This is a genomic window from Luteimonas sp. GW821-FHT14E02, assembly GCF_058803905.1.
On record NZ_JBXAPK010000009.1, the window covers coordinates 138,720 to 158,339 of the forward strand.

At 64.9% G+C, this 19,620-nt stretch carries 19 protein-coding genes; 4 read left to right on the forward strand and 15 right to left on the reverse strand.

Features of this window, described 5'->3' with window-relative positions:
- Positions 1-15: 15 nt before the first annotated feature.
- Complete coding sequence (locus tag AC1RNP_RS15235; protein ID WP_493052129.1) at positions 16-3,174, forward strand: efflux RND transporter permease subunit; 3,159 nt, start codon at positions 16-18, stop codon at positions 3,172-3,174.
- On the forward strand, positions 3,171-4,079 hold the full coding sequence (locus tag AC1RNP_RS15240) for a cation diffusion facilitator family transporter (protein WP_493052130.1): 909 nt from the start codon (positions 3,171-3,173) through the stop codon (positions 4,077-4,079). The genes AC1RNP_RS15235 and AC1RNP_RS15240 overlap by 4 nt, the downstream gene beginning before the upstream one ends.
- Here the strand turns inward: AC1RNP_RS15240 and rnt are convergent.
- The 10 genes from rnt to pstS (AC1RNP_RS15290) all read right to left on the reverse strand — a co-directional run bounded on the left by rnt (position 4,076) and on the right by pstS (AC1RNP_RS15290) (position 12,613).
- Entirely contained in the window at positions 4,076-4,714 is a 639-nt protein-coding gene (gene rnt / locus AC1RNP_RS15245; protein ID WP_493052131.1) for a ribonuclease T, read from the reverse strand. The two genes, AC1RNP_RS15240 and rnt, sit on opposite strands and share 4 nt — an antisense overlap.
- Before the next feature lie 58 nt (positions 4,715-4,772).
- Positions 4,773-5,546: an HvfC family RiPP maturation protein gene (locus AC1RNP_RS15250; protein ID WP_493052132.1), complete on the reverse strand. Its 774-nt coding sequence runs from the start codon at positions 5,544-5,546 to the stop codon at positions 4,773-4,775.
- Positions 5,543-6,421: an HvfB family MNIO-type RiPP peptide maturase gene (locus AC1RNP_RS15255; protein WP_493052133.1), complete on the reverse strand. Its 879-nt coding sequence runs from the start codon at positions 6,419-6,421 to the stop codon at positions 5,543-5,545. Before AC1RNP_RS15255 ends, AC1RNP_RS15250 begins: the two co-directional genes overlap by 4 nt.
- Before the next feature lie 92 nt (positions 6,422-6,513).
- A complete protein-coding gene (locus AC1RNP_RS15260) occupies positions 6,514-7,032 on the reverse strand; it encodes an HvfA family oxazolone/thioamide-modified RiPP metallophore (protein ID WP_493052134.1) in 519 nt (172 codons plus the stop codon).
- Positions 7,033-7,080: 48 nt separating this feature from the next.
- On the reverse strand, positions 7,081-7,659 hold the full coding sequence (locus AC1RNP_RS15265) for an RNA polymerase sigma factor (protein ID WP_493052135.1): 579 nt from the start codon (positions 7,657-7,659) through the stop codon (positions 7,081-7,083).
- Between the two features lie 204 nt (positions 7,660-7,863).
- Positions 7,864-8,568: a phosphate signaling complex protein PhoU gene (gene phoU, locus AC1RNP_RS15270; protein WP_493052136.1), complete on the reverse strand. Its 705-nt coding sequence runs from the start codon at positions 8,566-8,568 to the stop codon at positions 7,864-7,866.
- Positions 8,569-8,710: 142 nt separating this feature from the next.
- Entirely contained in the window at positions 8,711-9,544 is an 834-nt protein-coding gene (gene pstB / locus AC1RNP_RS15275) for a phosphate ABC transporter ATP-binding protein PstB (RefSeq protein WP_493052137.1), read from the reverse strand.
- Positions 9,545-9,571: 27 nt separating this feature from the next.
- Positions 9,572-10,462 (reverse strand): phosphate ABC transporter permease PstA, encoded by an 891-nt coding sequence (gene pstA, locus AC1RNP_RS15280; RefSeq protein ID WP_493052138.1) that lies wholly within the window; start codon positions 10,460-10,462, stop codon positions 9,572-9,574.
- Positions 10,462-11,433: a phosphate ABC transporter permease subunit PstC gene (gene pstC, locus AC1RNP_RS15285; RefSeq protein ID WP_493052139.1), complete on the reverse strand. Its 972-nt coding sequence runs from the start codon at positions 11,431-11,433 to the stop codon at positions 10,462-10,464. The genes pstA and pstC overlap by 1 nt, the downstream gene beginning before the upstream one ends.
- A gap of 85 nt (positions 11,434-11,518) precedes the next feature.
- Positions 11,519-12,613 carry a phosphate ABC transporter substrate-binding protein PstS gene (gene pstS / locus AC1RNP_RS15290; protein ID WP_493052140.1) on the reverse strand — a complete coding sequence of 365 codons (1,095 nt, stop codon included), beginning with the start codon at positions 12,611-12,613 and terminating at the stop codon, positions 11,519-11,521.
- 199 nt (positions 12,614-12,812) lie between these two features.
- Here pstS (AC1RNP_RS15290) and AC1RNP_RS15295 point away from each other — a divergent pair, with 199 nt between their 5' ends.
- Entirely contained in the window at positions 12,813-13,460 is a 648-nt protein-coding gene (locus tag AC1RNP_RS15295; RefSeq protein WP_493052141.1) for a LysE family translocator, read from the forward strand.
- Between the two features lie 114 nt (positions 13,461-13,574).
- On the opposite strand, the gene pstS (AC1RNP_RS15300) is transcribed toward AC1RNP_RS15295, so the two are convergent.
- Positions 13,575-14,594, reverse strand: a complete 1,020-nt coding sequence (pstS, locus tag AC1RNP_RS15300) for a phosphate ABC transporter substrate-binding protein PstS (RefSeq protein ID WP_493052142.1) — start codon at positions 14,592-14,594, stop codon at positions 13,575-13,577.
- Positions 14,595-14,831: 237 nt separating this feature from the next.
- On the opposite strand from pstS (AC1RNP_RS15300), the gene AC1RNP_RS15305 reads away from it, so the two are divergent.
- Positions 14,832-16,133: a LysM peptidoglycan-binding domain-containing protein gene (locus AC1RNP_RS15305; protein ID WP_493052143.1), complete on the forward strand. Its 1,302-nt coding sequence runs from the start codon at positions 14,832-14,834 to the stop codon at positions 16,131-16,133.
- A gap of 79 nt (positions 16,134-16,212) precedes the next feature.
- Here the strand turns inward: AC1RNP_RS15305 and AC1RNP_RS15310 are convergent, their stop codons facing one another.
- From AC1RNP_RS15310 to AC1RNP_RS15325, 4 genes are all read right to left on the reverse strand, one after another.
- Entirely contained in the window at positions 16,213-17,361 is a 1,149-nt protein-coding gene (locus tag AC1RNP_RS15310) for an OprO/OprP family phosphate-selective porin (RefSeq protein WP_493052144.1), read from the reverse strand.
- Positions 17,362-17,530: 169 nt separating this feature from the next.
- Positions 17,531-18,232, reverse strand: a complete 702-nt coding sequence (gene nth, locus AC1RNP_RS15315; protein WP_493052145.1) for an endonuclease III — start codon at positions 18,230-18,232, stop codon at positions 17,531-17,533.
- Complete coding sequence (locus tag AC1RNP_RS15320) at positions 18,229-18,618, reverse strand: hypothetical protein (protein ID WP_493052146.1); 390 nt, start codon at positions 18,616-18,618, stop codon at positions 18,229-18,231. Before AC1RNP_RS15320 ends, nth begins: the two co-directional genes overlap by 4 nt.
- A gap of 7 nt (positions 18,619-18,625) precedes the next feature.
- A complete protein-coding gene (locus AC1RNP_RS15325; RefSeq protein ID WP_493052147.1) occupies positions 18,626-19,408 on the reverse strand; it encodes an enoyl-CoA hydratase/isomerase family protein in 783 nt (260 codons plus the stop codon).
- Positions 19,409-19,620 lie beyond the last annotated feature (212 nt).

The window sequence follows — 19,620 nt, forward strand, 5'->3', positions numbered from 1 at the left end:
CATGGGGGGCGAGTCATGTTGAACCGCCTCGTCGAACTTTCCCTGCGTTACCGTTTCCTGGTGCTGATCATCTTCGCGGTCGTGGCCTTCCTCGGCATCAGCGCGGTGCGCAGTGTGCCCATCGATGCGTTTCCGGACGTCACGCCGGTGCAGGTGAACGTCTATACCGAGTCGCCTGGACTGGCGGCGGAAGACGTCGAGGAACTGCTCACCACGCCGGTGGAATCCGCGCTGGCGGGTTTGCCGAAAGTACAAGAGATTCGCTCGGTCAGCCTGTTCGGATTGTCCTACGTCTCGGTGTACTTCAGTGACGACACCGACATCTTCTTCGCGCGGCAGCTGGTCAACGAACGCCTGCAGGAAATCGGCGATCGCTTGCCGGAAGGTTACGGCAAGCCGTCGATGGGGCCGAACACGTCCGGTCTCGGGCAGGTGTACTGGTACACCATCGAACGCGCGCCCGGCGTCAGCAAGCAGCAGGTCAGCGACATGGACCTGCGCACCTGGCAGGAATGGACGGTGCGATTGATCCTGCGCACCGCGCCGGGTGTCGACGACGTCAGTTCCTGGGGCGGCGGCGAGCGACAGTTCCAGGTGCGGATCGATCCGCAGAAACTGTACGCACGCGGGCTCGGCTTCGCCGACGTGATCAATGCCTTGCCCGCCAACAACGGCCAGGTCGGTGGTAACGTCATGGATGTCGGGCGCGAGCAGTTCCTGGTGCGTGGCCTCGGCCTACTCAAGTCGACCGAGGACATCGGCGCGATCGTGCTCAAGGCCGTGGATGGCGCGCCGATCTACTTGCGCGATGTCGCCGAAGTGGTGGAGGCGCCGGCACCACGCTTCGGCGCGGTCACACGTGATGGAGAGGAGGTGGTGCTCGGCATGGCGCTGTCCCGCATCGGCGAGAACGCGCGCAACGTCGTCGCGGCGGTGAAGGGCAAGCTCGACGTCGTGCGCGCGGCCCTGCCCAAGGGCATCGTATTGAAGCCGATCTACGAGCGTACCGATCTGGTCAACAAGGCGGTCGGCACGGCGACACGCGCGCTGATCGAAGGCTCGCTGCTCGTGGCGGTGATCCTGTTCCTGTTCCTCGGCGAACTGAGATCCGCGCTGGTGGTGATCGTGACGCTGCCGTTGGCAATGTTGATTGCATTCATCGGCATGGGACAGTTCGGCCTGTCGGCCAATCTGATGTCGCTGGCGGGTTTGGCCATCGGCATCGGCATGATGGTGGACGGCGCGGTGGTGATGGTGGAGAACGCCTTTCGCATCATGGCCGAGCGTCGTGCGCATGGTGAACACGTGGGCGGCGCCTTGAACAGCCGTGTCTCCGCGGTGCTCGCGGCGGCGCAGGAAGTCGCCAATCCGATCGCTTTCGCCATCCTGATCATCATCGTCGTGTTCCTGCCGCTGTTTTCGCTGGAAGGGCTGGAAGGGAAGATGTTCAAGCCGATGGCCTTCAACATCGCCTTCGCGATGGCGGGTTCGTTGATCCTCAGCCTGACGCTGATTCCTGTGCTGGCCTCGATGATCCTCAAGCCCAAGGAAGAGAAGGACACCTGGCTGGTCGCCTGGCTGAAACGGCGCTACCAGCCGTTGCTGGAATGGGCGCTCGCCCGCAAGAAGACGGTGGTGGGCATCGCGCTGGCGGCGTTGCTGGCGAGCCTGGCGCTGTTCCCGTTCCTCGGCAAGGAATTCATGCCGCAGTTGCAGGAAGGTTCGATCATGTGGCGCGTCACCGGGATTCCTTCCACTTCGTTGAACGAGTCGATCCGGACCAGCAACGTCATCGCCAAGGCATTCAAGAAGTTCCCGGAGGTCGAAACCACGTTGGCGATGATCGGCCGCGCGGAGAAAGGCGAAACCGCCGACGTCAATTACATGGAAATCTACACCGCGCTCAAGCCGGAGGAGGAGTGGACCAGCGGCCGCAACATCAAGCAGTTGGAGGAAGCGATGCAGGAGACGCTGGAGAAGGAAGTGCCCAACGTCGTTCCTGGCTATACCCAGCCGATCCAGATGCGCGTGGAGGAATTGATCTCTGGTGTCCGCGCCACGCTGGCGTTGAAGCTTTACGGCACCGATCTCGGGCAGCTCGATCGCCTGAGCGGGCAGATCAAGGGCGTGCTGGGGAAAGTGCCGGGCGTCGCCGATCTGTCGCTGGAGGCCAATGTCGGCAAGCCGCAGATCCGTATCAAGGTCGATCGCCAGGAACTGGCGCGTCATGGCATGAATGCCGAGGACGTGCTGACGATCGTCCGCAATGGGCTGGGCGGCGAACCGGTCAGCGTGTTGCTGGACGGTGTCAGGCGCTTCGATATCGCGGTGCGGCTGGATGAGGCGACGCGCGGTTCGGTGGAGGCGTTGCGGCGGATTCCGCTGCGCACATCGGCGGGCGCGGTGGTGCCTTTGTCGGAAGTTGCGCAGATTGAAATCGCGGAAGGCTATTCCTTCGTGCGCCGCGAGCAGTTGCAACGCTATGCCGTGATCCAGATGGACGTGCGCGGCCGTGATATAGACGGTTTCGTCAAGGAAGCCAATGCCGCGATCGGGAAGCAGGTGAAGCTACCGCCCGGTTACTGGATCGAGTGGGGTGGTGCGTTCGAGAATCAACAGCGCGCGTTGTCGAAGCTGGCGGTGATCGTGCCGGTGACGATTTTCTTCATCTTTGTCCTGCTCTACACGGCATTCAATTCGGTGAAATACGCCGCCTTGATCCTCGCCAACGTACCGTTCGCCACGATCGGCGGGCTGGTGGCATTGTTCGCGACGGGGCAGTACCTGTCGGTGCCTTCGGCGATCGGTTTTATCGCCGTGTTCGGTGTGGCGATGCTCAACGGCATCGTGCTGGTGAGCTTCCTCAACGAACTGCGCGGCAAGGGCCTGTCGCCACGCGAAGCAGTGAGGCAGGGCACGGCCTTGCGCCTGCGCCCGGTGCTAATGACCGCCAGCGTGGCGATCCTGGGCCTGGTGCCGATGCTGCTGTCGAGCGGTGTCGGCGCGGAAACCCAGCGGCCTCTGGCGACGGTGGTGGTCGGCGGATTGATCAGCTCGACGCTGTTGACGCTGATCCTGCTGCCGGTGCTGTACGAGTGGCTGGAGCATCGTGTCGAAAGCAGGCATGCCGGAAGCGAGCACGGTCGAAGCAAGCAGGAGGAGGATGTCACATGAGCGCGGGACACGATCACGGCGCGGGCGAAATCCGCCACGAGAAGCCATTGTGGTGGGCCTTCGGCCTGACCGCGGCCTTCCTCGTGGCGGAGGTGGTGGGCGGCATCGTCACCAACAGTCTCGCGCTGCTGTCCGACGCGGCGCACATGGGAACCGACGTGATCGCGCTGGCGATCTCGTTGTTCTCGGTGCGGTTGAGCCGGCGTCCACCGGACGCGAAGCGCAGCTATGGCTACGCGCGCATGGAAGCGCTCGGCGCGATGATCAACGGTGGTCTGCTGTTCGTGGTCGCGATCTACATCCTCTGGGAAGCGATCGGGCGCTTCCGGCAGCCGCCGGAAGTCGCCTCCACGGGCATGCTGGTGATCGCGGTGCTGGGATTGGTGGTGAATCTGGTTTCGATGCGCCTGCTGCGCGCGGGCAGTGGCGATAGCCTCAACGTCAAGGGCGCCTATCTCGAAGTCTGGGCCGACATGCTCGGATCGATCGGCGTGATCGCGGGGGCGATCGTAATCAAGCTCACGGGATGGACGCCGGTGGATCCGATCGTCGCTGTCCTGATTGGCCTGTGGGTATTGCCCCGTACCTGGATGCTGTTGCGTCAGGCCGGCAACGTGCTGATGCAGGGCGTGCCGGAGGGACTATCCCTGGATGAAATACGCAAGACGCTGCTGGCGCAGCCCGGCGTGGTCTCACTTCATGATCTGCATGCCTGGGCCTTGGGGTCGCGCGAACCGGTGCTGAGCGCGCACGTCGTCATCGATGCGGAGGCGTCATCGGATTGGATACGCGCCGAACTGGCGAAGATGCTGGAAACCCGCTTCGGCATCGAGCACTCGACGCTGCAGGTCGAGCAGGAAGACTGCAGCAGGAACGAGACGGCACCGGGTGATCTGCACGCCTAGGCGCGCTCCCGGCTCCACTGATTGGCGATCCTGCAGAACAGCTGTGCGGTACGCTCGGTGTCGTAGACCGCCGAATGCGCGTCCTCGCTGCTCCATTCCATGCCGGCCGCCTGCACGGCGCGGGCGAGCACGGTCTGGCCGTAGGCCACGCCCGCCAGCGTCACGGTGTCGAACACGCTGAAAGGATGGAACGGGCTGCGCTTGTGGCCGGTGCGCGCGATCGCCGCGTTGAGGAAATTGAGGTCGAAGTGCGCGTTGTGGCCGACCAGGATCGCGCGCTGGCAATCGTGCTTGCGCACGGCGGTGCGCACGGTCGCGAAGACGTGGTCGAGCGCTTCGCGTTCCGGCTTGGCGAAGCGGAACGGGTGATCGATGACGATGCCGGTGACTTCCAGCGACTTCGGATCGATCTGCGTTCCGGGGGCGGGCACGACATGCGCGCTCGCGCCTTCGCCGGGGATGAGCCGGCCTTCCTCGTCGAGGTCGATCGGCAGCACCGCGATTTCCAGCAGGGCGTGGCGGTTCCAGTCGAAGCCGCCGGTTTCGACGTCCACGACGACCGGAAGAAAGCCGCGGAAGCGCTCGGACATCTTGCGGAATGTGGGGAAGGCGGCGCTCGGATCGGCTTGCATCATGCCGCAAGCCTATCAAAGCTGGCGGCAGGGACGGCAGTTGCGGTTCCCGAAGCGGGAACTAGGCGCGCGTACCCAATACCGTGCCTTCCTCGCGAAGCCGCGCCAGCATCGCCTGGCCTTCATGCAGGAAGGCGTCGACGTCCTGGGCCGCCGCTTCTCCGGCGAGGGCCAGCAGCTGCTGATGACCGGTCAATTCCGGTTCGAGGTCGAGGCGTTGCAGCAGGCGGTAGGTCAGCGGGCTCAGCGCATGGAAACTGACCTTGCCGCTGCTCTCGCGCCGGAGCAGCAACAGCGTGGGTTGCAATGGCGGTGTCTCGGGCCGGTAGTCGGGGCCGATCCGGTTCACCGGCCAGGCATAGGCCAGCGGCCACGCCAGGGGGGAGAGGACGGGGCTGCACGCCAGCAGGTCGCCGCCGGGGTCGTGAGGAATGTCGTGGATGGAGGCTTCGCTGATCTGCAGCGCCAGCTCCACCCACTCGTAATGGGCGAGTTCGTACAGCCAGGGGGGATCTCCGATGCCGCCGCGCTGGCCATAGGGCTCGATGAGCCGCGCTTCCAGATAGCGCAGGAACTCGCGCGGCAGTTCCGGGAACAGCGGGGTGCGGCATTCGTGGTCGCGGTAGAAGTCGCGGATCAGTGTCTGCCATCCCGCATCGCCGTAGATGCGGCGCAGCACCGGGAAATTGCCGGCGAGCAATCCCGAGACGTTGTTGAAGAACAGTTCGCGATAGATCTTCAGCCGGCGCGGCTCGATGCCGGACGGTGGCGCGACGCTGTCCGGGTCGCGGATGTAGGCGGCGAGCGCATCCTGTTGTTGCTGCAGGCTGCTCATCGGTTCGCGGCTCCGGCTCTCGGTGTTCGGACGTTCGCGGATGCGTCCGCGTGCATCGCCAGTTGCCGACGGACGGTGCCGAGTTCGTCGACCAGTTCCTCGAAAGGCGGGAAGTTGAAGTCACGTTCGAGCAGTGTCGGCTTGCGGCCGTGCACGCGATACGCCTCGGCCAGAAGATCCCAGACCGGGTCGCTGACGCTGGCACCGTGAGTGTCGACCTTCAGGTCCTCGGCCTCGTCGTAATGGCCGGCGACGTGGATGTAGGCCACGCGCTCGCCCGGAAGTGCGCGCAGGAATGCGTAGGGATCGTAGCGATGGTTGGTCGCATTGACGATGATGTTGTTGACGTCCAGCAGTAGTTGGCAATCGGCCTCGCTCAGCACCGCATTGACGAAATCGATCTCCGGCATCGCTTGGAATGGAGCGGCGTAGTAGGAGATGTTCTCCACCGCGATGCGCTGGCCGAGGATGTCCTGGGTGCGGCGGATGCGCGCGGACACGTGCGCGACGGCTTCCTCGGTGAACGGCAGCGGCAGCAGATCGTAGAGCTGGCCATGGCTGTCGCCGCAGGCGCTCAGGTGCTCGCTGTAGATCGCGACCGAGTGCTTGTCCATGAAGCGGCGCACTTTGCGCAGGAACGTTTCGTCGAGCGGCGCCGGGCCGCCCACGGAAAGCGACAGTCCGTGGCAGACGAGGGGATAGCGGGAGATCAGTTCGGCGAAACGATCGCCGAGCACGCCGCCGACGCCGATCCAGTTTTCGGGCGCGGCTTCGAGGAAATCGAAAGTACCGGGGATGGCCGCCTGCAGCGGATCGAGCAGGGATCTGCGCAGCCCCAGTCCGGCGGCATCGGGAGCGAGAGGCTGAGGACGCATGGAGTCGGAGGCAACGTCAGGGAGAAGGCATGCAACGCATGCCGCGTGTGACAAACCTCCCCCTGCGAGAGGGGGAGGTTCGATGACTCACATCAGACGGAACCACCGCACCTGCCTTCACCGCACTTGCCCTCGGCACCCTTGTCGCCGGCCTTCTTGTCGGCGCCGCACTTGCCTTCGTGGTGTGCTTTTGCCTCGGCTTCGTCGACGAAGCCGTCCTTGTTGGTGTCGATGCTGTCGAACTTGGCGTCTTTGCCGGGATGGGCGGTGGTGAACTCGGCGCGCGAAACCTTGCCGTCCTTGTCGGTGTCGGCCTTGGCGATACCGCACTTGCCCTCGCCACACTTGCCTTCACCGCACTTGCCTTCGGCCTTCTTGTCGCCGCCGCAGCTGCCTTCCTTCTTCGCCTTGTCGCCGCCACAGGAACCTTCCTTGGCCTTGTCGCCACCGCAGGAACCTTCCTTCGCCTTTTCGGACGTGGTGGCGTCCTGCGCGCCCAGCAGGTAGCCCTGCGCCAGCTGCGTGGATGCGAAAGCGGAACCGGACAGCATCAAGCCGCCGGCAAGGGTGGCGCCGATGGCGAGTGCGACGGGCTTCTTCGTGTTGGACATGATGCTCTCTCCTATTGATACGGGTTGGACCCGCAAGGGGTGGTGATGTTAACCGGCAACGGTTAAGGCTTCGGGAATCTCGGGTGCGGGGGACAGGTATTGTCGCGCCAGGCTGCGTGCGCGATGCAAGCGGGCCTTGGCGGCTTCGGGATGGAGCTCAAGCTGCGTGGCGATCTCGGCGATGGTCAGGCCTTCCAGGTCGCGCAGCAGGACGATCTCGCGATAGTGGGTGGGCATGGCCGCCAACGCCGCGGCCACGTCGCGAACCAGCCCATCGGGGGCGGGGTAGTGCGGGCCGTCGATCTCCTCGAGGGTCGGCAACAACACCAGATGCCGGCGCGCCCGCTTGAGGCGATTGCATTCGCGTTTGATGATGCGGAACAACCAGGAGGTGTAGGCCTCCAGCGCGCGCAGGCCGCCGAGTTTGCGCGAAATCAGCAGCAGGCTTTCCTGCACGGCGTCCTCGACATCGTTGACCTCGCAGTGATATTCGGCATAACGGCGCAGGTCCTGGCGCGAATGCGCGAGCACGCGTTCAAGGGCGGCGCGATCCCCCGAGCGCGCTCGTTGGAGCTGCTGCTGGAATGCGTTGCCGGTGTTGCTGGACTCGGCGGACTGATCGGTCATGGGCTCCCTGTGTGGGCAAGATAACGGATGACGATCATCCGCACGCCATACAGGAGGCCGGCAGGGCGGCGGGCGTTGCGCCCGGCCGCAAAGATTGGCTGAATGGATTCAGCGCTGGTTTATCCCCGGAAGCCGGGATGCGCGATCGAAGTTGCAGTGCAGCATGATCCCGCGCGGGGCGGGAAGCCTGCCTCGTCAGGCGGCTCAGGCCGCCGTATTGGTCTCGTCGCGCTTTTCGCGGGGCGGCAACGGTTCCTCACCGTGCACCTGGAACCAGATGTTCTCGGCGATGTTGGTGGCGTGATCGCCGATGCGCTCGATGTTCTTGGCCATGAACAGCAGATGCGTGCACGGTGTGATGGCGCGCGCGTCTTCCATCATGTAGGTGAGCAGTTCGCGGAACAGGCCGGTGTACTGCGCGTCCAGGTCGGCGTCGCGCGCGCGGATCTTCACCGCCACTTCGGCGTCGTTGTCGCGATAGGCCTCCAGCACGTCGCGCACCTGCTGCGCGGCCAGCGCGCCGAGGGCGTGCAGACCGCGGGTGTGCGGCAGCGGCGGTGCCAGGTTGAGCGCGATCGAGCGCTTGGCGACGTTGGCGGCATAGTCGCCGATGCGTTCGATGTCGGAGACGACGCGCAGCGTGGAGAGGATCTCGCGCAGATCGCGCGCCAGCGGTCCGCGCAGCGCCAGCGTCATGGCATCGTGGCTGATCGTGCGCTCGAGCGTGTCGATCTCTTCGTCGTTGCCGATGATGCGCTCCGCGGCGCGGTCGTCGCGCCGCTCGACCACATCGAGCGCGGCCTCCAGCTGCGCGGTGGCCATTTCGCCCATGCGCAGGACGTCGCCCTGGATGCGGCGGCGTTCTTCGTCGTAGCTCTTGACGATGTGGTCGTGGGGCTGGGTGCTCATGATGTCGGGTCCTGTTTTTCGCTCCCTCCCCTGCGAATGCAGGGAAGGGTTGGGGAGGGGTTTCGGCTTTTGCGAGGCGGGCTTGGCGCTACGCGCCTCGCACCTCCTCCCGGCTTCCCCCTGCAAGCAGGGGAGGAGAAAATCAGCCGAATCTTCCGGTGATGTAGTCTTCCGTCTGCTGCTTGGTGGGATTCGAGAAGATCGTTTCGGTCGCGCCGTGCTCGATCAGATCGCCCAGGTACATGAAGGCGGTGAAGTCGGATACGCGTGCGGCCTGCTGCATGTTGTGGGTGACGATGGCGATGGTGTAGTCCACCTTCAACTCCTCGACCAGCTGTTCGATGCGGCTGGTGGAGATCGGGTCCAGCGCCGAGGTCGGTTCGTCGAGCAGCAGGACGCTCGGCTTGAGCGCCACCGCGCGCGCGATGCACAGGCGCTGCTGCTGGCCGCCTGAAAGGCCGAGCGCGCTTTGCGAGAGCTTGTCCTTGACCTCGTCCCACAGCGCGCCCTGGCGCAGGGCATGCTCGACGCGGTCATTCATTTCCGACTTCGACAGTTTCTCGTGATGACGGATCGCGTAGGCGATGTTTTCGTAGATCGTCATCGGGAACGGCACCGGCTTCTGGAACACCATGCCGACCTTGCTGCGCAACCGGTTCATCGGGTACTTCGGCGAGAGGATGTTCTCGCCGTCGAGCAGCACATCGCCGGTCGCCGTCAGCTTCGGATACAGCGCGTAGATGCGGTTGAAGATGCGCAGCAGCGTGGATTTGCCGCACCCCGAAGGGCCGATCAGTGCGGTGACGCGCTTCTCCGGAATCTCGAGGTTGATCGACTTCAGCGCGTGGAACTTGTCGTAGTAGAAGTCGAGGTTGCGTGCCGCGATCTTGACCGGTGCCGCCGCGGGCTCGGTCGCGCGCGATTGCGTCGCGATCCTGCGCGGGGCGGTGTCTTCGATGTGGTGGAGATCGTTCATTGGGGAGTTCCGGATGGATCGTGCGGACTAGTCATGCGAGATGCGCTTGCGCAACAGCAGCGTGCGCGCCCCGAGGCTGACCAGCAGGACGAAAACGGTGAGCACCAGCGCGCCGGCCCAGGCCAGCGTGCGCCAGTTGTCGTACGGGCTGCCGGCGAACTGGTACATCACCACCGGGACGCTGGCCATCGGTTTCAGGATGTTGTTGCTGTCGTAGAGATTGCCGAAGGCGGTGAACAGCAGTGGCGCGGTCTCGCCGCTGATGCGCGCCAGTGCCAGCAGGATGCCGGTGACGATGCCCGCCGAAGCGCTGCGGTACAGCACCTGGATGATGACTTTCCATTGCGGCACGCCGAGCGAGAGCGCGGCTTCGCGCATCTGCGCCGGCACCAGCCGCAGCATCTCGTCGGTGGTGCGCACCACCACCGGAAGCACAATGAAGGCCAGCGCGATCGCGCCGGCGAGCGCGGAGAAGTCGCCACGGGCCAGCTGCATCACCACCAGCGTGTAGACGAACAGGCCGAGCACGATCGACGGCGCCGACAGCAGGATGTCGTTGACGAAGCGAACCACCGTGCCCAGCTTGCGCGCGTTGCCGTATTCGGCGAGCCAGGTGCCGGCGGCGATGCCGAGCGGCGTGCCGATCAGGATGCCCATCGCGCACATCACGAACGAGCCCTTGAAGGCGTTCATCAGGCCGCCTTCTTCCATCGGCGGCGGGGTGATCTCCGTGAACAGCTTCCAGTTGACGCCCTGGATGCCGCGCGACAGCAAGGTCCACAGGATCCAGGCGAGGAAGATCAGGCCGAAGACCGCGGCGACGCAGGACATCGCCAGGGCGATGCCATTGATGATCTTGCGTCGACCGTACAGTTTGTCCGCGTAACGTTGTTCGGCGGTCAGCGTGGGAGCGTTCATCAATTGCCCTCCTTGCGCGAGAGCTGCATCAGCATGAAGCGGGCAATGGCGAGCACGATGAAGGTGACGATGAACAGCACGAAGCCGAGCAGGAGCAGGGCGGAGCGGTAGGTCTGCGTTGCCTCGCCGAAGTCGTTGGCGATCAGCGCGGCGATCGTGGTGCCGGGTTCCAGCAGCGAGGCCGACAGCGAGACCGAGTTGCCGACCACGAAGGCGACCGCCATGGTTTCGCCGAGCGCGCGGCCGAGGCCGAGGAAGATGCCGCCGATCACCGCCGAGCGCGTGTAGGGCAGCACGATGTCCCAGCTCACTTCCCAGCGCGTGGAGCCGAGTGCGTAGGCCGATTCCTTCAGCCGCGTCGGCACGGTGAGGAAGACCTCGCGCATCACCGAACTGATGAAGGGGATCACCATGATCGCCAGCACGAAGCCGGCGGTCAGGATGCCGATGCCGAGCGGCGGCCCCTGGAACAGGCGGCCGATAACCGGCAGCGTGCCGAGATTGTCGTTGAGCCAGGGCGTGACGTATTCGGTCATCACCGGCACCAGCACGAACAGGCCCCACATGCCGTAGATGATCGAGGGAATGCCGGCGAGCAGTTCGATCGCGCTGCCGACCGGGCCACGCAGCCAGCGCGGCGCCACTTCGGTGAGGAACAGGGCGATGCCGAAACTGATCGGCACGCCGATCAGCATGGCGATGATCGCGGTGACGATGGTGCCGTAGATCGGCGCCAGCGCGCCGTACTTGTTCTCGACCGGATTCCATTCCGTGGAGTAGAAGAAGCTGAGGCCTTCCTGCGACAGCACGTCGCGGCCGCCCCACAGCATCGACAGCGCCGCGCTCGCCAACGCCACCAGCACGAAGATGACGGCGCCGGTGAGCGCGTAACGGAAGAAGCGATCGTTGCGCGCGTCACGGATGTCGCGCCCGGTGGGCGCGATTTGTGCGGAAAGGGTAGTGGCGTTCATGTCGTGCGTGTGCCTTGCGACTGCTCGTTCCCGCTGTGGTGGGGATGCTGTGTCTTGCCGTCATGGCCCGCGACGCGGGCCAGGATCATCCCTTGAACTCGGACGCCCAGTACGCTTCGATCTGCTGTACCAGTTCCGGTGGCAGCGGCACGTAATCGAGCGACTTCGCCTGGTCCTGGCCCTGCTCGTAGGCCCACTTGAAGAACTCCAGCGTGTGCTTCGAGCGCGCGGCATCCTTCGGCTGCTTGTGCATCAGGATGAAATTGGTGGCAGTGATCGGCCAGGCATCGGCGCCGGCCGCGTTGGTGATCACCAGGTTGAAGTCCTTGGCGTTCTTCCAGTCGGCGGATGCGGCGGCGGCCTGGAACGATTCCGCGCTTGGCTGCACGAAGTTGCCGGCGGCGTTCTGCAGCGCCAGGTAGGTCATCTTGTTCTGCAGCGCGTAGGCGAGTTCGACATAGCCGATCGAGCCCTTGATCTGCTGCACATACGAGGCCACGCCTTCGTTGCCCTTGCCACCGACGCCGCCCGGCCACTGCACCGAGGTGCCTTCGCCGACCTTCGACTTCCAGTCCGCGCTGACCTTGGACAGGTAGTTGGTGAAGTTGAAGCTGGTGCCGGAGCCGTCCGAGCGGTGGACGATGTTGATCTTGGTCGAGGGCAGCGTCACGCCGGGATTCGCGGCGGCGATGGCCGGATCGTTCCAGGTGGTGACCTTGGCCAGGAAGATGTCGGCCAGCAGCGTGCCGGTCAGGCGCAGCTTGCCGGGTTCGATGCCTTCGAGATTGACGACCGGCACGACGCCACCGATCGCCGACGGGAACTGGCCCAGTCCCGCCGCCGCGAGTTCATCGCTGGGCAGCGGCTTGTCGCTGGAACCGAAGTCGACGGTGCCGGCCTTGATCTGCGCGATGCCGCCGCCGGAACCGATGGACTGATAGTTGACCTTGTTGCCGGTGGTCTTGTTGTAGTCGGCCGACCATTTGGAGATCAACGGATAGATGAAGGTCGCGCCGGCGCCGGTGATCTCGGCGGTGACCTTGTCGCCGCTCTGCGCGGCGTCCGCGGCGGGTTCGGTGCCGCTCGCGGCCGGTGCCTGTTCGCCACTGGGCTTGCAGGCCGCGACGAAGAGCAAGGTGGAGAGGGTCAATGCGGCCAGGCGGACCGGGGCGAGATTCATGGGTGACTCCAAGTGGAAACCGGCCTGCGGCCGGCGTTGTCGATATGAAATGATGTTTTTGTTACAACCAAATGACGAACGAGACAGGTGACAAGCTGGCGGAGAAAACGGCCTGAAATGCTCAGCCCCACCGCCGAGTCGCCGTGATCGGTGATTCAGCGTCACACTGGCTCCCTGGGCGCTCCGCCGGGCGCCGTTCATGCCGAGGCCCCCGATGCCGCTGTTCGATGCCCACACCCTGATCGCCTATCTGGCCGCCGCGGTCGTGCTGGTGCTGATGCCGGGGCCCGGCACCGCCTGGATCGCGGCGAACGCCGCCGGTGGCGGCATGCGCCGCGGCGTGCAGGCCGGCCTGGGGCTGGAAACGGCGACCCTGCTGCATGCGGTGGCCGCCGGCCTCGGCTTGTCGGCGTTGCTGGCGACCTCGGCGCTGGCGTTCGAGGTGATCAAGTATTGCGGCGCGGCCTATCTGATCTGGCTCGGCATCAAGGCCTGGCGCAGCGGTGGGGAGGTTTCCGGCGCGGAAGAGGAGGCGGCGCCGGTGTCGGCGCGCAGCGTCTATCTGCGTTCGGTGTTGACCGGCCTGCTCAATCCCAAGGTGGCGCTGTTCTTTCTCGCGTTCCTGCCGCAGTTCGTGCGTCCGGAGCGCGGAATGGTGTGGCTGCAGTTCCTGATCCTGGGCGCGTTGCTGGCGGCGGTCGGTTTCGCCAACGATCTGTTCCTGAGTTTCGCGGTCGGCCGTTTCGGACGCCGTTTTCGCGGCGGTGCGGGACGCTGGCGTCAACGCGTGACCGGCACGGTGTTCATCGCGCTCGGCCTGCGGCTGGCGGCGCAGCAGCGCGGCTGAAGCGGTGGTTCAACAAAATCGATTCAACAAAATCGGCCAACAAAAATTCGCCCATAAAAAAAGCGGGCCCGAAGGCCCGCACTGGATCAGGGAGAGGACCCACAGGAGAGAGCATCAATAAGACATGTTCTGCGACCAGTACGCTTCGATCTGCTGCACCAGGCTGTCGGGCAGCGGTACGTAATCGAGCGCCTTGGCCTGGCTGTCGCCGTTGGCGTACACCCACTTGAAGAATTCCTTGGCGTTCTTGGCGCTCTCGGCGTTCTTCGGCTGCTTGTACATCAGGATGAAGTTGGTGGCGGTGATCGGCCAGGATTCCTCGCCGCCGGCATTGGTCATCACCAGATAGAAGTCCTTGGCGTTCGCCCAGTCGGCGCCCGCGGCGGCGGCCTGGAAGGTTTCGTCGCGCGGCTGCACGAAGTTGCCGGCGGCGTTCTTCATGCGCGTGAAGGTGAGCTTGTTCTGCAGCGCGTAGGACAGTTCGACGTAGCCGATGCCGCCCTTGATCTGCTTCACGTAGGCGGCGACGCCTTCGTTGCCCTTGCCGCCGATGCCGGCCGGCCACTTCACCGAGGTGCCTTCGCCGACCTTGCTCTTCCAGTCGCCGCTGACCTTGGAGAGATAGTTGACGAAGTTGAAGGTGGTGCCCGAACCGTCGGAGCGGTGCACGACCGTGATCTTGCTGTCGGGCAGCTGCACGCCGCCGTTGAGGGCGACGATGGCCGGGTCGTTCCACTTGGTGATCTTGCCGAGGAAGATGTTGGCCAGGGTTTCGCCGTCGAGCTTCATCGCGCCCGAGGCGATACCCGGCACGTTGACCACCGGCACCACGCCGCCGATCACCGACGGGAACTGGGCGAGGCCGAACTTGGCCAGATCTTCCGGCTTCAGCGGCGCGTCGGAGGAACCGAAGTCGACCGTGCCGGCCTTGATCTGGGCGATGCCGCCGCCGGAGCCGATCGACTGGTAGTTCACCTGCTTGCCGGTCGCCTTGGCGTAGTCGGACGACCATTTGCTCATCACCGGATAGATGAACGAGGCGCCCGCGCCGGTGACATCGGCGGCATGAGCATTGACGGTAAAGGCCGCCGCCAGCGCGAGCGTGGCGAAGCGGACGTTGATCTTGCTGAACATGAAGAAGTCCCCCGGATGGGATGCAGGAAAGAGGCGGGCGTCGCCCGGCTGTGCACATTGCATAACGGTTTCGTGACAATTTGATGGCAGGGGGCGGCCGCCAACGGTGGCCAGCCATCGCAAGGAACCCGATCCGATCCGTGATCCAGTGCCCGCGGGCCTAGGGTCGTCCCCAGATGTCATCGGCAGCGTGCGGCGTTAGCGTGTGGGAGCCTTCATTTCCGCGGGTTTCCCAGCATGGCAAACGGCGATATTTCCTACGCGGGCCCGAAGTTCAGCGACTCGGCCCTGGTCACGATCGACGAAGTGAAATCGGGCGAGGTCAAGCCACCCGATGGCACGACGCCGTACACGGTCCAGCCCGGCGACAACCTGACCCGAATCGCCGCCGAGAACGGCTACGGCAATCCGCCGAACATGCAGGCCTTCTACAAGGACAATCCGCAGTACGCCGAACGCAATCCCGACCTGATCTATCCGGGCGAGACGGTGTTCGTGCGCGGCAAGGAAGGTTCGCCCGAGAAGACCGATGCCGCCGCACGCGACCTGAGCGATACCAAGTCGCAGCCGGCCAGCACCGATTCCCAGGTCACCGGCAAGGAAAGCGCCACGGCCGATGCCGAGGCCAATCTCGATGCCGCCGTCCGGCAGGAGATCGCCGCCGGCGGTGATCCCAACGACATCAAGTCGCGCTTGAAGGCGCAAGATCTGCCCAACGTCAGCGATGCCGACATCGACCGGATCGTGGACGCCGCCTCCAAGCCGGCGAGCGCTTCCAATCCCCTCGGCGGTTCGCGCGAAGGCGCGCCGCTGACGCCGGCCGCCGACGCCAACGCCGCCGCCAAGTCCTACGATCAGGCACGTGGTCTGCATGTCAGCACCGACAGCCAGAGCACCAACAAACAGAATCAGCTGACCAAGGCGCAGGACGATTTCAAGGCCGCGGTCACCGAGGAGTTGGCGCAGGGCACCAGCGCCGATGAAATCAAGGCGCGCTACGGCAACGATCCCGATCTCAACAAGATGGTCGATCAGGTCCTGTCCACCGGACGCGCGGCGCATCAGGTATCGGAGGCGCAGTCCAGGAGCGCCAGCACCGACAGCCAGGTCACCGGGAAGGAGAACGCGATCGCGGCGGCGAAGATCGATCTGGAACAGTCGATCCGGAGCGAACTGGCCAGTGGCTCCAGCCCGGATGTCATCAAGGCGCGCCTGAAGGCCGACGAGCACGTGAAGCTGGATGACGCGACCATCGACAAGATCGTCGATGCCGCCGGCAAGCCGGCGAGCGCGACCAACCCGATCGGCGGCGAAGCCACGCAGAGCGCGCCGCTGTCGTCGGCCTACGACACCAACACCGCGGCGAAGACCGTTGCCGACGTGCACGGCCAGAACGGCGACACCAAGACCGCCGACGAGGCGTTCGTGAATGCCGCGAAGCAGGAGCTTGGCGAAGGCGTGAGCGTGCAGGAACTGAAGGAGCGCTACGGCAACGACGCGACCTTGAACAGACTCATCGATCAGGCGGCCGCGAAGTAAGCGATACCGTTCCCAACCGCGAACAAAAAAAGAGCACGGCCGCCGGCCGTGCTCTTTTTGTTTGCGCTTGTCGCGGGAATTACCAGTAGAACTGCACGCGTGCTTCAGTGATGCCCGGATCGTCGCTGACGTCCTTGCGCTCGCTGTTGACCTTCACGTAGTTCAGCATGAACTTGAAGTTGGAGCGCCAGTACCAGTTCACGCCGGCCGTCCAGGTGTTCATCTTGCCGCCGTCCACGTCGCCATCGTTGAGGTCGATGGTGTCGTAGCGCAAACCGACCTGCCACATGCCGCTGGCGGGTTCGTCCGGCAGCGGGGTGGTGGGCACGCCGCCCTTGTAGCCCCAGGTTTCGCCGGTGATGTTCCACAAGCCCTGCAGGTAGCCGCCGGTGCTGGTGTAGTCGTCGTGGTCGTAGCGCTTGATGTCGCTGTTGTAGTACTCGCCCTGCAGCTTGAACGGACCGTGCACCCACATGCCTTCGAAGCTGGTGGTGGCGACGCGATCGGTGTCGGTGAAGTTGCCGGCGTCGACCAGGCGCACGGTGGCCAGATCGGCGTTCGGGCGCGACCGCACGCGGAACGTGTCGGAATCGGTGTCGTAGTTCACGTAAGCCAGGCCGAAGTGCAGGATGTTGCCCTTCTCGTTGATCGGCGCGAAGGTGCCGCGCACGCCGTAGCCGCTGCCGTGGGCGAGGTTGCGCGTCAGTTCGCGGCCGAAGGCGCTGGCGGTGATGCTCCAGTCGCTCTGGCCATAGCTGTAGGAGCCGCCGAGACGGCGCGCCACCGCATAGGTGTTGGTGACGTTGGCCTTGGCGATGAAGTCGTTGTTCTTGGTGCTGGACAGTTCTTCCAGGCTGTTGGGCTGCTTGTACTGGCCAACCTGGAGGAAATGGTTGCTGTCGCCGCCGATCTTGTACTTGACGTTGACGTCGAGCCACTTGTCGGCCTTGGCGTCGTAACCCACGACCCAGTCGAAGTTGTAGGGGCCTTTGCCCTTGAGGACGATTTCGGCGCGGCGGAGTTCGAACTCGCTGTTCTTGCCATTGGCGTTATCGCCGCCGTTGAGGTCGACGACATCGTTGCTGAACCAGTTCGCATCGGCCTGGACCAGACCTTCGAAACTGACTTCGGAGCCGCCGATCTGATCGATAACGATTTCAGCATGAGCGACGGGCGCGGCGACGGCCGCCAGCAAGGCGACCGCGAGGGTGGAGCGGGAGAGTTTCATGGCTGGGCCCTGGGGCGTGGAGAGACGCCGCGCAGGTTATGGCGTGAATATTTCGTTGAGATGACAGCGGGCGCGGGACGCAACACACGCCATCCTCAAGAGTCCCGCGTCGATTTTGCGTTTCCATGACCAAGTGATGACGAAGCCGCATCTGGCGGGCCGGCGGTCGTCAGAAGGGGCCCGTCTTCACTCGCTCCCCGGGAGTCTTGTCGGGGAACCGGCACAGATCCCAGATCACGCACTGCGGGCAGTCCGGCTTGCGCGCCTTGCATACGTAGCGGCCGTGCAGGATCAGCCAGTGGTGGGCGTCCTGCCGGTATTCGGCCGGCACCACCTTCAGCAGCTTGTCCTCGACCGCGCGCACGTCCTTGCCGGGCGCCAGCCCGGTGCGGTTGGAGACGCGGAAGATGTGGGTGTCCACGGCGATGGTCGGCTCACCAAAAGCGGTGTTGAGCACCACGTTCGCGGTCTTGCGGCCGACGCCGGGCAACGCTTCCAGCGCCTCGCGCGTGCGCGGCACTTCGCCGCCGTGCTGGTCCAGCAGTTGCCGCGACATCGCGATCACGTTCGCGGCCTTGCCATTGAACAGGCCGATGGTGGCGATGTAGCGCTTCAAGCCTTCCTCGCCGAGCGCCACCATTTTCGCCGGCGTGTTGGCGACGGGGAACAGATGCCGCGTGGCCTTGTTGACGCCGACATCGGTCGCCTGTGCCGACAGGATCACCGCGACCAGCAGTTCGTATGGCGTGGAATAGACGAGTTCGGTGGTGGGTTTCGGATTGAGTTCCGCAAGACGCGAGAACAGTTCGCGGACTTCATCGGGCTTCAGCGTCTTGCTGCGGCGATTTGCCGCGGTCTTGGATGCGGTCATGGCTTGCCTGCCGCCTTCGCCTTGGCGCGCGCCAGTGCCGCCGCCGCCGCGGGAGGCAGTGAAGGTGTTCGTGCATCGACAGGATTGCGCGCGGGCGCGCGCCGCGCCGCGCGCTCGGCTTCGCGGCGTTGCAGGCGTGCGTTGCGTGCGCGATAGCGGTCACGCGCCGCCCAGGCATCGGCCAGTCGTTGCCGCGTCGCGCGAATGCGCGCGGAATCCCGCGCGGTTTGCGCGTCGCTGGAATCGCAAGCGGGGCAGAGTGCGTAACGCATCAGGCCCGCATCGATGGCGGCGTCCACGTCGTCGGTGTCCAGCAACCGGATCAGCCGCGCGCGCAGTTCGCTATCGCAGCCGTCAACGTGATCCGATTCTGTGGGAGTGGACATCGAAGCCTCAGTGTCCGTGGAATTCCGGCTTCCGACGTTCCAGGAACGCGGAAGTGCCTTCGCGCATGTCGTCGGTGGAGAAGATCAGGCCGAACTGCGCGGTCTCGTATTCCAGACCTTCCTCGAGTCCGGTCTCGCCGCCGTGGAGGATGCAATCGAGGATGCCGCGCAACGCCAGCGGCGCCGCCGCCGCCAATTGCGTGGCGAGTTTCATCGTCTCCGCTTCCAGTTCCGCCGCCGGCACCACGCGATTGACGATACCGAGCTGATGCGCGCGCGCGGCATCGATCGGCGCGCCGCCAAGGCACAGTTCAAGCGCCGCGGCGCGGCCGGCCAGCCGCAGCAGGCGTTGCGTGCCGCCGAATCCCGGGATCAGCCCGAGATTGATCTCCGGCTGCCCGACCTTGGCGCTGTCGGCGGCGATGCGCAGATGGCAGCACATCGCCAGCTCCAGGCCGCCGCCCAGCGCGAAGCCGTTGATCATCGCGATCACCGGCTTGGGCATGCGCTCCACGCGCCGCATCATGCGTTGGCCGCGCTGCGAGAAGTCGCGGCCCTGCACTGGCGTCAGGCCGGCCATCTCGGCGATGTCTGCACCGGCCACGAAGGCCTTCGGGCCCGCGCCGGTGAGCACCACGACCCGCACGGCAGCGTCTTCGGCGGCGGCATCGAAGGCGACGTGCAAGGCGTCCAGGGTGGCCGCGTTCAACGCATTCAGTTTTTCCGGACGGTGCACGGTGATGACGCGGACGCCGTCACGGTCGGAGATCAGCAGGGGCGAATCGGACATAAGAGCCTGTATTTAGGTGGAAAATCCGCATGGAACGCGCGGGCCTGGAATTTTCGAGGAACCCGCCATTCCGATGGAACTTGTCGGGCCGGCGAGGGTCGTAAGGGCAGTCGTCAGTGGCGATTCAGCCCGGCGGCGGGTATCCTACCCCGTCCAAATGGGGCGGTTCGACCGCCCCAAGTCTTGTTGGCCCATCCACGGAATTCCTGGAG

Coding starts and splice junctions, on each gene's coding strand:
- AC1RNP_RS15235 (WP_493052129.1), top strand. CDS start 16: ATGTTGAACCGCCTCGTCGAACTTTCCCTGCGTTACCGTTTCCTGGTG.
- AC1RNP_RS15240 (WP_493052130.1), top strand. CDS start 3,171: ATGAGCGCGGGACACGATCACGGCGCGGGCGAAATCCGCCACGAGAAG.
- rnt (WP_493052131.1), bottom strand. CDS start 4,714: ATGATGCAAGCCGATCCGAGCGCCGCCTTCCCCACATTCCGCAAGATG.
- AC1RNP_RS15250 (WP_493052132.1), bottom strand. CDS start 5,546: ATGAGCAGCCTGCAGCAACAACAGGATGCGCTCGCCGCCTACATCCGC.
- AC1RNP_RS15255 (WP_493052133.1), bottom strand. CDS start 6,421: ATGCGTCCTCAGCCTCTCGCTCCCGATGCCGCCGGACTGGGGCTGCGC.
- AC1RNP_RS15260 (WP_493052134.1), bottom strand. CDS start 7,032: ATGTCCAACACGAAGAAGCCCGTCGCACTCGCCATCGGCGCCACCCTT.
- AC1RNP_RS15265 (WP_493052135.1), bottom strand. CDS start 7,659: ATGACCGATCAGTCCGCCGAGTCCAGCAACACCGGCAACGCATTCCAG.
- phoU (WP_493052136.1), bottom strand. CDS start 8,568: ATGAGCACCCAGCCCCACGACCACATCGTCAAGAGCTACGACGAAGAA.
- pstB (WP_493052137.1), bottom strand. CDS start 9,544: ATGAACGATCTCCACCACATCGAAGACACCGCCCCGCGCAGGATCGCG.
- pstA (WP_493052138.1), bottom strand. CDS start 10,462: ATGAACGCTCCCACGCTGACCGCCGAACAACGTTACGCGGACAAACTG.
- pstC (WP_493052139.1), bottom strand. CDS start 11,433: ATGAACGCCACTACCCTTTCCGCACAAATCGCGCCCACCGGGCGCGAC.
- pstS (WP_493052140.1), bottom strand. CDS start 12,613: ATGAATCTCGCCCCGGTCCGCCTGGCCGCATTGACCCTCTCCACCTTG.
- AC1RNP_RS15295 (WP_493052141.1), top strand. CDS start 12,813: ATGCCGAGGCCCCCGATGCCGCTGTTCGATGCCCACACCCTGATCGCC.
- pstS (WP_493052142.1), bottom strand. CDS start 14,594: ATGTTCAGCAAGATCAACGTCCGCTTCGCCACGCTCGCGCTGGCGGCG.
- AC1RNP_RS15305 (WP_493052143.1), top strand. CDS start 14,832: ATGGCAAACGGCGATATTTCCTACGCGGGCCCGAAGTTCAGCGACTCG.
- AC1RNP_RS15310 (WP_493052144.1), bottom strand. CDS start 17,361: ATGAAACTCTCCCGCTCCACCCTCGCGGTCGCCTTGCTGGCGGCCGTC.
- nth (WP_493052145.1), bottom strand. CDS start 18,232: ATGACCGCATCCAAGACCGCGGCAAATCGCCGCAGCAAGACGCTGAAG.
- AC1RNP_RS15320 (WP_493052146.1), bottom strand. CDS start 18,618: ATGTCCACTCCCACAGAATCGGATCACGTTGACGGCTGCGATAGCGAA.
- AC1RNP_RS15325 (WP_493052147.1), bottom strand. CDS start 19,408: ATGTCCGATTCGCCCCTGCTGATCTCCGACCGTGACGGCGTCCGCGTC.